8 protein-coding genes and 1 tRNA gene are annotated in these 12,762 nt (G+C 48.9%); 8 read left to right on the top strand and 1 reads right to left on the bottom strand.

All coding sequences use genetic code 11. The features are described from left to right. The first annotated feature begins 13 nt into the window (after positions 1-13). The 5 genes from ACLPHM_RS08485 (at position 14) to ACLPHM_RS08465 (ending at position 3,854) form a co-directional block, all read left to right on the top strand. A complete protein-coding gene (locus ACLPHM_RS08485) occupies positions 14-640 on the top strand; it encodes a YbhB/YbcL family Raf kinase inhibitor-like protein (protein WP_430220823.1) in 627 nt (208 codons plus the stop codon). Between the two features lie 183 nt (positions 641-823). After that, positions 824-2,074 carry a serine hydroxymethyltransferase gene (gene glyA, locus ACLPHM_RS08480; RefSeq protein WP_430220822.1) on the top strand — a complete coding sequence of 417 codons (1,251 nt, stop codon included), beginning with the start codon at positions 824-826 and terminating at the stop codon, positions 2,072-2,074. A 36-nt stretch (positions 2,075-2,110) separates the two neighbouring features. Beyond that, on the top strand, positions 2,111-2,584 hold the full coding sequence (gene nrdR, locus ACLPHM_RS08475; protein WP_430220821.1) for a transcriptional regulator NrdR: 474 nt from the start codon (positions 2,111-2,113) through the stop codon (positions 2,582-2,584). 19 nt (positions 2,585-2,603) lie between these two features. Next, positions 2,604-3,725, top strand: coding sequence for a bifunctional diaminohydroxyphosphoribosylaminopyrimidine deaminase/5-amino-6-(5-phosphoribosylamino)uracil reductase RibD (gene ribD / locus ACLPHM_RS08470; RefSeq protein WP_430220820.1), 1,122 nt, complete (start codon positions 2,604-2,606; stop codon positions 3,723-3,725). A 38-nt stretch (positions 3,726-3,763) separates the two neighbouring features. After that, positions 3,764-3,854 (top strand) — tRNA-Ser (locus ACLPHM_RS08465). A gap of 130 nt (positions 3,855-3,984) precedes the next feature. On the opposite strand, the gene ACLPHM_RS08460 is transcribed toward ACLPHM_RS08465, so the two are convergent. Next, a complete protein-coding gene (locus tag ACLPHM_RS08460) occupies positions 3,985-8,898 on the bottom strand; it encodes a retention module-containing protein (protein ID WP_430220819.1) in 4,914 nt (1,637 codons plus the stop codon). Between the two features lie 654 nt (positions 8,899-9,552). Here ACLPHM_RS08460 and ACLPHM_RS08455 point away from each other — a divergent pair. The 3 genes from ACLPHM_RS08455 (at position 9,553) to ACLPHM_RS08445 (ending at position 12,634) form a co-directional block, all read left to right on the top strand. Next, the gene (locus tag ACLPHM_RS08455) at positions 9,553-9,780 is read left to right on the top strand and encodes a DUF2061 domain-containing protein (RefSeq protein WP_430220818.1); all 228 of its coding nucleotides are present in this window, start codon (positions 9,553-9,555) and stop codon (positions 9,778-9,780) included. Between the two features lie 401 nt (positions 9,781-10,181). Next, on the top strand, positions 10,182-10,946 hold the full coding sequence (locus ACLPHM_RS08450) for an IclR family transcriptional regulator (RefSeq protein WP_430220817.1): 765 nt from the start codon (positions 10,182-10,184) through the stop codon (positions 10,944-10,946). Positions 10,947-11,035: 89 nt separating this feature from the next. Then, positions 11,036-12,634 (top strand): ABC transporter substrate-binding protein, encoded by a 1,599-nt coding sequence (locus tag ACLPHM_RS08445; protein WP_430220816.1) that lies wholly within the window; start codon positions 11,036-11,038, stop codon positions 12,632-12,634. Positions 12,635-12,762: the final 128 nt, after the last annotated feature.

Below are 12,762 nucleotides of genomic sequence, written 5' to 3'. Positions count from 1 at the left end.
GTGAGGGCGGATTATGAAGTTACGCAGTGACTCTTTTACTGATCAGGCTGTGATCCCAGAGCGTTTAGCTTTTGGTCGGGCAGATGCCGCGACAAAAGTGGCCTTGGCAGGTAATGCCAACCCGCATCTGGCCTGGGAGGATGTTCCAGAAGGAACCCGCTCTTTCGTTGTGTTGTGTGTAGACCCTGATGTACCCGCTGTGCTGGATGATGTAAACCAACCGGGTAAAGAGGTGGACGCCGATACGCCGCGTGTCGATTTTTATCACTGGGTATTGGTGGATATTCCTGCTGATAGCCGCGAGGTTTCCGAAGGGGTGTACTCTGATCGAGTTACCCCCCGAGGTAAAGCAGGCCCATTAGCCCCGGGTGGTACACGTCAAGGCCTAAATGACTACAGTAAGTTTTTTGCGCATGACCATGACATGAGCGGAGACTACTTTGGTTACGACGGCCCGTGCCCGCCGTGGAACGATGCGTTGCAGCACCGCTATACCTTCACCATTTATGCGCTGGATCTGGAAGAGCTTCCATTGGAAGGCAAATTTGGTGGGGCAGAGGTCAAAGCGGCGATGCAAGGTCACATTCTGGCGCAAGCCAGTTTGACGGGTACCTACACCTTGAATGAGAAACTGTTATAAGCAGTTTTGACAAAACAGGTTGAGAAATATTCACCTAAAGGGTGGCACTCTTTCACACAACTGTCTTTTTTTGGAAGAAGGTTGTTGGTTTGAGTGCCACCTTTGCCTTATTTCAGCCCTAGGCAACGCTTAGGCGCTAAAATGGCAGCTTCATTTTAGTTTCCTTATTTTTTAGGATCTCTCATGTTTGATCGTTCACGTACGCTGGATATTGTAGACCCCGCTCTTTGGGATGCTATCCAGAAAGAAGACACCCGCCAAGAACAGCATATTGAGCTGATTGCTTCGGAAAACTACGCTAGCCCTGCAGTGATGCAGGCGCAGGGTACCCAACTGACTAACAAGTATGCAGAAGGCTATCCCGGTCGTCGTTACTATGGCGGTTGTGAGTACGTGGACGTAGTTGAGCGCTTGGCTATCGAGCGTCTGAAAGAATTGTTCGGTGCAGAAGCGGCTAACGTACAGCCTAACTCTGGCTCTCAAGCTAACCAAGGCGTGTACATGGCTGTGCTGAAACCCGGTGATACCGTGTTGGGCATGAGCTTGGCCGAAGGCGGTCACTTGACCCACGGTTCACCAGTGAACGCATCTGGCAAACTGTATAACTTCATTCCTTACGGTCTGAACGAAAACGAAGAGCTGGACTACGACCAATTAGAAGCGTTGGCTAAAGAGCACAAGCCTAAACTGATCGTTGGTGGTGCGTCTGCTTACTCCCTGCGCATCGACTTCGAACGTATGGCTCGCATTGCACACGAAAACGGTGCATTGTTCATGGTAGATATCGCTCACTACGCCGGTTTGGTTGCTGGTGGTGCATACCCCAACCCAGTGCCTCACGCTGACTTCGTTACTACTACTACGCACAAATCGTTGCGTGGTCCTCGTGGTGGCGTGATCATGATGAAAGCTGAGCACGAAAAAGCCATTAACTCTGCGATCTTCCCAGGTATTCAGGGTGGTCCATTGATGCATGTGATCGCTGCTAAAGCGGTAGCTTTCAAAGAAGCGCTGGAGCCTAGCTTCAAAGAATACGCTGCACAAGTCGTGAAAAACGCTGACGTAATGGCCAAAACATTGGTTAAACGTGGTCTGCGTATTGTGTCTTCCAAAACAGAAAGCCACGTTATGTTGGTAGACCTGCGTGCTAAAGGCATTAACGGTAAAGATGCCGAGCGCGTATTGGGTGACGCTCACATTACTGTGAACAAAAACGCTATCCCTAACGACCCTGAGTCTCCATTCGTGACCAGCGGTATTCGTCTGGGTGCGCCTGCAATGACAACTCGCGGCTTCAAAGAAGCAGAAGCTGAGTTGACGGCTAACCTGATTGCAGATGTGTTGGATAATCCGCATGATGCCGCCAACATTGAGGCTGTTCGCCAACGAGTCAATGAACTCACGGCGCGTTTCCCAGTGTATAGTGCTAAGTAATATCTCTACTGGCCCCGTAAGGGGCCTTTTTAAACGATGAAATGTCCGTTTTGTGGAAATAGCGATACCCAGGTCGTAGACTCTCGCGTATCAGAAGAAGGCGATTCTATTCGACGCCGTCGCCGTTGCGCGGCCTGCGATCGTCGCTTCACCACATACGAGCGCATGGAGTTGTTGATGCCTGCGGTGGTCAAGCGTGATGGCAGCCGTATGGAATTTGATGACAAACGCTTGCGAGCCAGTTTAGATTTGGCTCTACGCAAGCGTTCTGTCGCCAGTGCCGATGTAGATGCCGCAGTGCGTCGTATCGTAGAGCGCCTGATGGTCAGTGGCGAGCGAGAAATCTCTACTGAACACATAGGTGATCTGGCTATGGACGAACTGAAGCAACTAGACCAAGTGGGCTATGTGCGCTTTGCTTCCGTCTATAAAAGCTTTAATGATATTCATGAATTCATGCGGACTATCCAAGAGATGCAGGATGGCCCGATGAACCATTCCCCAGAATAAAGGCCTACCGGTGAGCAGTATGGATGACGTGAAATGGATGCAGCAGGCATTGGCCCAAGCGCAATCCGTCATGCATTTGACCTCGCCCAACCCCCGGGTGGGTTGTGTTATTGTTCAAGATGATCAGGTGGTGGCCGCAGGGGCTACACAGCAAGCCGGTGGCCCGCATGCTGAGGTCATGGCGTTAGCTCAGGCCCGTGAACGGCAGATAGATCTATCGCGTTGTACGGTGTATGTCACGCTTGAACCTTGCAGTCACTATGGTCGTACGCCGCCGTGCGTACAAGCCCTAATCCAAGCCAGGCCCCAGCGCGTGGTGGTGGCGTTACTAGACCCCAATCCATTAGTGGCAGGCCGTGGAATACGTGCTTTGCAAGAAGCCAATATCCCCGTGCAAACGGGCGTGTGTGCTGATGCCGCGCTAGAACAAAACCCTGGTTTTGTATCCCGCATGCTGCGTAAGCAGGCATGGTTATGGTTAAAATTGGCGGGCTCTTTAGATGGTCGCAGTGCATTGCTAAATGGGCAATCGCAGTGGATAACTGGGCCAGAAGCTAGGCAGGATGGACACCAATGGCGTGCTAGGTCATGCGTAGTGTTGACGGGTATTGGCACAGTGTTGGCCGATAATCCCCTGCTGAATGTACGGGGCATAGAAACGCCTAGGCAGCCTATTCGTGCCGTCGTCGATACCCATTTTCGTTTACCCATTGATGCGAAGCTGCTGAATGGAGATCCAGTTTGGGTCTTCACTGCGAGCAATGATGCGACCAAGGCTAAGCAGCTTGCTGATAACAATGTTCAGGTGATTCAGGTAGGGAAGAATGCCGCTGGCCATGCTGATTTGGCTGAGGTCATGGCGTTCATTGATGAACAAGCCATTAACGAAGTGCATGTGGAAGCAGGTGGACTCTTTAGTGGGGCGATGCTGCAAACAGGGCGTATAGATCAAATCATCAGTTATGTGGCACCCACCTTGCTAGGGCCAGGGCAGCCTATAGTGGCTTTGCCAGAACTACAGCAATTGAGTTTGGCGCAGCGTTTTGAGTTTCATGATGCTCAACGTTTAGGCAAAGATGTGCGTTTATTACTACGTGATTCTCAACGTTGGAATACTTTACAGGAAGGTTTGCTTTTTTAGTAATCTTGGCTATAATAGCAGGCTTGGCAGTACAGATAGGACAGGTGGCCGAGTGGTTGAAGGCGCACGCCTGGAAAGCGTGTATACGTTAATAGCGTATCGGGGGTTCGAATCCCCCCCTGTCCGCCAGAATTTAAAAAGCCCTTGATTTCTCAAGGGCTTTTTTGCATTTCGCATACCTGCTACATCAGGACATATATGAAAAATCCCCCATTCTTTTTTGAGAAAGGGGGATTTTTTTACGTATGAATAAACCGGATTAGATATCTGGGTTATTCAGTTTCTGGCTTTCATCCATCAAACGTCTGCCTAACTCTTGCATCAAGCTAGGTTGATCGTCATCGTGCGATCCTGCTTCTGCAGCGCGGCCTTTGTCTTGATCTTGAGCGACTGTCTCAGCAGTACGCTGTGCATCCCCTGGGGCTGTGGTGGGTTCTAAACCCTCCACTGCTTTAGGTGTGCCCAGAACATCTGCCAAATTGAGGTGGTTTGCAGCATCGCTCTCGTCAAGATTCAAGCTGAGTGGCTCGTTTGTTTGCTCGAGGTGGTCTTGTCCAGCAATGGTAGACAGGAACAGTCCCAACTCATCATCTTCGTGCAACAAGTGAGCTGGGGACAGCTCATCCAGTTGCTCGTGAGACAGTGACAAGGCGTGTGCCAGTGTATCGGTAGTGGCGGCGCTGTCAGAGGCAATAGGGTCACCATTGCTGTCTTTAGCTTGCAACTCAGCCGAAATAGACCAGTCGGTAGGATTGTCCGTTTTAGGCACTACGACGTGGATATTGATGCCTTCCAAGTCTTCACCAGAAGCATTATGGATAAACACCTTGCCATCTTGTTTCTCCCACAGCAATTCTTGGCCATCTTTGCTGATGGAAAGTTTGCTGATCTGCTCCAGTGTGAGCCCTGTAAACGATAGGAATACACCAGTTTCTGTGCCTACGTCGCTACCCAATACCGCATCCAAGTTAAAGTCATACTCCATAAAGGAAGAACCATACTTGGTGATGGTGCCGTCTTCGATCACGGTACCGTCGGTAAAGATAATGCCTTTAATGTGATTAAAGGTGGTTGTATTTAAGCCTGCCTGGCCTTGGGTATCAGTAACGCGGCCACCATAAAACTTCATGTCCCAAGCTGTATCTGTTTTGGGTGATTTGAAGTCTACGTCTGAGAATTGGTAACGGCTAGGATCGCCTTCCAGTACTAGGTAGTTAAAGCCTTTACCTGCAGCACCCTCATAGCGGCCATCAATAGACCCTACATGGTGTATACCTTTTGCGTAAATAAGCTCAGAGCCTTGGCTGACGAACGAACCCGGTATAACGGTGCTAATTTTGAGCCCGTTGCTGTCAATGCCACTGTGATCGCCGGGGATGATAACGGTACCATCCTTGATGGGGATCTCAATTTTCTTGTCTTCCACTACGTCAACGTGAGTCAGACTGATGTCGACGCTAGGCAACTCTGTAGCGATTGGTTTCAGGTTAACGGTTTCAGAGAAGGCGTACTGCGAATCGTGATTGCCTTCCATGACGCGGTTACCGTTATCCAGCTCAGCGCCATTGGCTGGGTGGTTATCCAGTGGGTACTTGACGTTGCCATCCTCATCTTTTTGAGGATTGTTGATATCAGGTTCGTAGCGAGCACCCAATTTCCACTCGGTTTCCTCAAAGTATTTGCCACCATCGTGGTTGACGTTTACATTGAGGCCGTTTTCGGCGTATTGATTCCATACGTCGGCGCGCACATAAACTTCATTACTTTTATCGCCTACGCCTTGGATAAGCTCAGGGTACTCACCATTTTTAATGGCATCTGAGCGTGTGGCGCCGCTTACCGTAACGTCAGTCTCGGTCTCAACGCCAGTGCGGTTGAGTTCGTTTTGGGCATTACCAAAAATCTTGTCGGATGCATGCAAGGAGATTTTGATGTACTCATGCTCGCCACCCAGAAGATTCTGTGTGAAGACGGCTTTACCGTCCTTGCCTGCCACAAAGTGCTCACCATCACGCTCTTCAATTTTGTTGAGCGTGACCAAGAACTCCATGTAATTGTTCAGGCCCACTTCTTTGCTTGGGTTCAAGCTGCCATCTGGGTCTGCATCAGGGTTCTTGCTGTAGCCTAGGTAGTTAGTGCTGCAGACTACGTTACCGTTGCAGCCCACTTCGCCGCCCGTGTCCATATCGATAGTGTATGGGCGATCTTTTTCAGCCGAGGCAGTATTGCCTGCTGCGTCTTCTGTCTCGACTTTGGCGTGTACATTGGTGTCTTGGGCCAACTCGGAACCTGGTACCTTAACACCCCATGTTTTGCCGTCAGTATTAACCGTGGTGGTGTAGTCTTGACCGTTAACGGTCACCGTCACGGTGTCGCCAGCTTTGACATCTTTACCTACAGTACCGGTAATCTCTATTTCGGACTCAGATTCGGTTTGATCAATGACGTCGTCACCCGCGATGGTGTCGATGGTGATTTCAGCTTCAAGCTCTGTCGTATTAACGCTGTAGCCGCGATCGTTTTCGGCCGATGCTGTGTTACCGGCGTCGTCTTCAGTTTCGACTTTAGCGTGAACGTTAGTGTCTTTGGCGAGCTCAGTACCGGGAACGTTTACAGCCCACGTTTTGCCGTCAGTGTTAACGGTGGTCGTGTAGTCTGTGCCGTTCACCGTCACAGTGACGGTGTCGCCAGCTTTCACGTCTTTACCGACTGTGCCTGTGATGGTCACATCAGATTCAGACTCTGCCTTGTTGATCACGTCATCGCCAGCAATGGTGTCGATGGCGATTTCAGCTTCAAGCTCGGCAGTGTTAACGCTGTAGCCACGGTCAGTTTCAGCTGAGGCGGTGTTACCGGCGTCGTCTTCCGTTTCGACTTTAGCGTGAACATTAGTGTCTTTAGCTAACTCAGCACCAGGAACATCAACGTTCCACGTTTTGCCGTCAGTGTTAACAATGGCGGTGTAGTCTTTACCGTTGACGGTGACAGTTACAGTGTCGCCGGCTTTAACGTCTTTACCGACGGTGCCAGTAAGAGTTACGTCTTTTGTAGACTCAGCTTTGTTAATGACATCGTCACCAGCGATGGTATCGATAGTGATTGTTGCTTCAAGCTCTGTCGTGTTAACGCTGTAGCCACGATCAGTTTCAGCCGAGGCGGTGTTACCGGCGTCGTCTTCGGTCTCGACTTTAGCGTGAACGTTAGTGTCTTTGGCTAACTCAGCCCCCGGAACATCGACGTTCCACGTTTTGCCATCGGTGTTAACAATGGTGGTGTAGTCTTTACCGTTAACAGTCACAGTTACGGTGTCGCCGGCTTTCACGTCTTTACCGACGGTACCGGTGAGCGTTACGTCTTTTGTAGACTCAGCTTTGTTAATGACATCGTCACCAGCGATGGTATCGATAGTGATTGTTGCTTCAAGCTCTGTCGTGTTAACGCTGTAGCCACGGTCAGTTTCAGCCGATGCTGTGTTACCAGCGTCGTCTTCAGTCTCGACTTTAGCGTGAACGTTAGTGTCTTTGGCTAACTCAGTCCCCGGAACATCAACGTTCCACGTTTTGCCATCGGTGTTAACGGTGGTCGTGTAGTCTGTGCCGTTGACGGTGACAGTTACGGTGTCGCCAGCTTTGACGTCTTTACCGACTGTACCGGTGAGCGTTACGTCTTTTGTAGACTCAGCTTTGTTAATGACATCGTCACCAGCGATGGTATCGATAGTGATTGTTGCTTCAGGCAGATCAGTGTCTACGCCGTATGGTCGTTCAGCGTTGGCGGTAGCTGTGTTACCAGCAGCATCCTCCACGGTAACTTTGGCTTCCACTTTGGCGTGGCCCAATAGCTCTTTGCCGGGAACATCCAAGTTCCAGCTTTTACCGTCTGCATTCACGGTAGTGGTGTAGGTTTTGCCACCGATAGTAATGATGACGGTGTCGCCCGCTTTCACGTCTTTGCCAACTGTGCCGGAGAGCGTGATGTCTTTTTCGGACTCCGCTTTATTGATCACATCGTCGTCCGTGATGGCGCTGATGGTGATTGCTGCCTCTGGCAGATCTGTACTGACACTGTAGCCACGATCTGTTTCAGCGGTAGTGCTGTTGCCCGCTGCGTCTGTAGTAGTGACCGTAGCGTGTACGTTGTCGTCGTTGGCCAACTCAGCACCGGGAACATCTACAGCCCACGTTTTGCCGTCAGTGTTAACCGTGGTTGTGTAGTCTTTACCGTTTACAGTGATGGTCACGGTGTCGCCAGCTTTAACATCTTTGCCAACGGTGCCGGTGATGGTCACGTCTTGCTCGGACTCGGCTTTGTTGATCACGTCGTCACCAGCGATCACATCAATGGTGATTTCTGCTTCTGGCGCTAAGGTGTCTACCGTCGTGGTATCTTGATCGCCCAAGCCGGGTACGCCAGCTTCGTTGGTGTAGCTGCCATCAGGCACGCGCACCACGATATCGCCTTCGTAGTTGTCTGGCACGATTAAATCGGCCACCCACTTGGTTGGATCGGTTGTGTCTGGACGCAGGTTTTCAATACGGCCACCGTTTGATACGTGTACGTCCGTCGCGTCAAAGCCCACAGGCTTCTCGCTAAAGCTAAAGCTCACGGTGCCATCTTTATTGATGGTGACTTTGAGGGTTGGTGTTGTAGGAGTAGTGGGCTCTCCCGTATTCTCGGTGTCGCCTGCACGACCATAGCCACCCATGCGCGGCAGTTCGCCTGCTGGAGTGATAGGTTTAGGATAGGCCAATGCTAATGGAGAGGTGCTTTCTACGACACTCATTAATCGTGTGAAGCTGCTACCGCCCGCACCGTCACCACCACCGCTAGTCACAGCAGCAGTGGGGTTGAGTTGTTCAAATGGGTCTTCGCCCGCTTGCACTGCTGCGAGTACACGTGCAACGTCTGGGTCTACGTGTGCAGAGATGGCTTGACCACTGGGATCCACATCATCATTGATGAGATCGTTCGTTACTTGGAATTGGCGGTTCTCGCCCACCATCAGCGGTGGCATGCCGTCTGCTTGCAGTTGTACGTTGGCACCACTGTCAGTGACGACCTCAGCGTTCACAGGGACACGCATTCCAGCACGCAAAGCCAGCAGAGAACCGTCAGCTTGGCGTACCCAAGCATTACCTGAAACATTGTTTACTAAAACCGTATCTACAGCCATTTACTACGCTCCGTAAGGATTACGCCATATTGGGGTGGGGAAATAGCGCAATATAAACCCACAGTAATTATTTAAATTTTACGGGTGATAGCGAACAAAGAGTATTGGCTGCGGCGACAGGTTTTGCGAATGTTTTTGTTTAATCATGTGGTTTTTATTGCTGATTCACAATTATTGATGATTTTGGATTTTTAATCACAAAGCTGTGAGCATGGTCTGGAGGATCTTGGGGTGGACTGGCTTGTAGTCAGGCTTTCTGTCATACATAGATAGCGTAGCGAGAAGGGAGAGAGCAGAGTGTCGTATAGGTAAACTTGTTGTTATCAACTGAGGAGCCATAATTTATTTTTTACTTTATTTTTGATATGGAAATTGTTTAATTGTTCATTATGAAAAATAAAAGATATGGATTATTTTCTATTTATAACGCTACAGATGTAGTTGTTTTGTACAAGTTAACTTTCTATTAGTTTAGGTTTCAAGTATTTGGTGCCATGTTACGTGCTTGATCTAGTGGTATATAGAGCGAGTTGTCTGAGTGAGTGTCTGATAAGCGCTACGTTCATAGCGTGTGACTATAGGCTCAGTAAAAATAATTTACTGCAAATAAGATTCATTATCATTAGAATGGAATTATTGTCTTAGGAGCAAATCATGCTACTCGTTGCCTTTAAAACCAGCCAAATATGTCTTCACATGAGTGTGGCCTTTGCCGTGGCCTATGCGTTCACGGGGTCGCTAGCGGTGGGTGGAGTAGCAGCAGTGGTAGAGCCTATTTGCAACGTGACACTTATGCCACTGCACGATAAGTTATGGCAGCGTGCGCGCCAGCATCGCTTACGAGTGAAAGGCGTAGCGGCTAGTAGGGTTTCGGCGATTTAAGGCTGTATCACTCATTACTTCATCACTGATACATATCTTTATATAGACACAAGGGCATGCGTGACGCTGCCCTTTGTTTTTTTAAGGTTACTGGTGGGCTTGTTGTGTTCTGATACAAGTTTGGTAAAGGTGTAGGGCTCACCTGCTCTCTCTGGGAAATGTGTGTGAATAGTTCCCAAATCAGAAATTTTTCCTCTTCATTTCGGTGTGATTAAGGCTGCTATTCCGCACGGCATGTCCAATCACACTATGATTGTGCGTTTTGTCCTGTTAGCTCGTTTTTTTGATTATATAGCACAGCTAAGAAGGTATATGGTAAGTTCTAGGTATTGTATTGGGATACTAGTGACTATGCTGTAGCTAGTCTTATCCCTTAATGATTTGAAGGAAACATGACTCACATGTCACAAGATAAGCAAAGTAATTTATTTGTTCAGTCCGTTGCTAAAAGCATGAACCTGTTGGAAGCCTTTGGGCAAAACCCTGGGGTACTTAGCTTGAATGAGCTTGTGGACTTTACAGGGTTGGATCGTAGCGCAGTGCAGCGGATGGCCTATACGCTGGTGGCATTAGGCTATATGGAAAGAGGGGTAGGAGGACGAGGCTATAGATTAGGCACTAAATGTTTGGATCTTAGTTTTGACTTTTTGAGGGGCCATCCGCTGATTGAGCGTGCCTCGCCTATCCTCATTGACTTGCAAAATGAGACTGGTGAGCGTGTGGACCTGAGCTTGTTTGATGATTTGTCCATTATTTATGCGTTGCGCCGCCAAACGAAAAGACAAACATTCTTTTCTGGATTAAATGGCAGGCGCTTACCCACGTTTTGTACTTCAGGCGGTAGGGCTGTGATGTCCTGCTTGGCGCCAGATGAAGTGGACGATATTCTTCAGCGCTCTTCTCTTGAGCCTCTGACACCTAAAACGATTACCGATGCTGACATCATTAGGGAAAAGGTGAATGCGGCACGTACAGACGGTTATTCTCTGGCGTTAGAGGAGAGTGTGTTGGGCGAAATTGTACTAGCCAGTGCAATTGTGAATCGTAAGGGACGCCCGATTGGTGCTGTGCATATTTCTGGGTCGCGTGCTGAATGGTCTGAACCAGAGTTTGTGCAGCGTTTTGCACCTTTGGCAATTTCAGCTGCACGCTCTCTTCGGGGGTAGGTGTGTTGTAAGAGTATGGGACTAAGGAGGTGTGAGCGATACGGAAAATAGCAGGAGTATTGGTTCTGAATTAATTCTGAGGAGACAAGATGAGTATTAAAAACAAAGTATTCAATCTAATTGCAATACTAGGATTATCGTCGTTAGTCAGTATAGGAGCATCCTTTGCTGCGGAGGATCGGCCGCAACAGGGAGGGACGCTAGTGCTTGGTTCTTTCCAAGCGCCTCGACATTTGAATGGTGCTGTTCAGTCAGGTATGGCAACGGCTTTACCGAGTACACAGCTTTTTGCCAGTTTGCTTCGCTATGATGATCAATGGAACCCACAGCCTTATTTGGCAGAGTCGTGGGAATGGTCTGACGATCAAAAGTCGTTTACTGTACATTTGCGTGAGAATGCGGTGTTTCATGATGGTCAGCCTATTACCTCTGAGGATGTGGCTTTCTCTATCATGGCAATTAAAGAGAGCTCGCCTTTTAAAGGTATGTTTGAGGCTGTGGAACGGGTGGATACACCAGATCCGCATACGGCCATTTTCCGGCTCAGCAAAACCCATCCAGCTTTAGCGATTGCGCTATCGCCAACGCTGACACCAATTATGCCAAAACATATTTATGGTGATGGGCAAGACTTAATGAGTCATCCTCGTAATGTTAAAGATGTGGTGGGCTCGGGACCTTTTAAGTTAAAAAGTTTTGTGCCAGGCAAGGAAATAGTGCTTGAGCGTTTCGAGGATTATTTCTTGGAAGGCAAACCTTATTTGGATAGGGTTATTATCCAAATCAATCCAGATGCCACCACATTGTTAATTGGGCTGGAGCGTGGCGATTTACAGATGTTGCCGTTTATGGCTGACCCTACCATCTTGCGGCGTATCGCTACGGATGAGCAGTTGGATATGTATAAGAAAGGGTATGAGGCTGTAGGCGCACAAGGTTGGCTTGCATTTAATACTGAAAAGGCCCCTTTTGATGATGAAAGAGTGCGCAAAGCCATTGCTTATTCGTTAGATCAGGCTTTTATTACTAAAGTGTTGAATGCCGGTTTTGCGAAGCCTGCGGACGGGCCTATAGTTTCTTCAAGTCCGTACTATAGTGAGTCTGCTATACATGACTATCCATTGGATCTAGAAAAGGCGGCTGCATTGTTGGACGAGGCTGGGCTGGCTCCTGGTGATGAGGGTATACGTTTCACGATGAAAATAGATGTTCAGCCAGGCTCCGCCTCGCTGAATAAGAACATAGCGGAATATGTACGGGCACAGTTGAAGAAAGTAGGTATTCAAGCCGAAGTCAGGGAATCTGCCGACTTTCCCTCTTGGGCAAGTACTATTGCTAACCATGATTTTGACGTGACAACGGATAACGTTTGGAACTGGGGTGATCCGACTATTGGCGTGCACCGTACCTACCTGTCTAACAATATTAGAAATGTGATTTGGACGAATACTCAGTCTTATCGAAATGAAGAGGTTGATAGGCTACTTGAAGCAGCAGGTATGGAGATGGACATGGACAAGCGTAAAGCGTTATATGCTGACTTTCAGAGTATTGTGACGGATGAGCTGCCAGTTGTTTATACAACGCAGTCTCCTTACCACACCGTAAGCGCTAAAAATGTCGCAAATGTTCCCACAAGCATTTGGGGGCCGTTGTCTCCGTACGATGAGGTGTATTTCAAGCCTTGAGGTTATGTTGTGTTTTCTTTAGTGCGCTACGGCGCACTTTTTTTTTGTCTGCACAAGTCCTGCCGCATTTTCCTCGTAAACCCTATAACTCTTTTTATGAAGTAACAGATATACTATTAAACACTACC

The sequence above is a fragment of the Paenalcaligenes sp. Me131 genome (assembly GCF_050487225.1).
GTDB lineage: Bacteria > Pseudomonadota > Gammaproteobacteria > Burkholderiales > Burkholderiaceae_B > Paenalcaligenes.
Note: the sequence above shows the minus strand (reverse complement) of the source record. Positions and strands in the feature narration are given on the sequence as shown.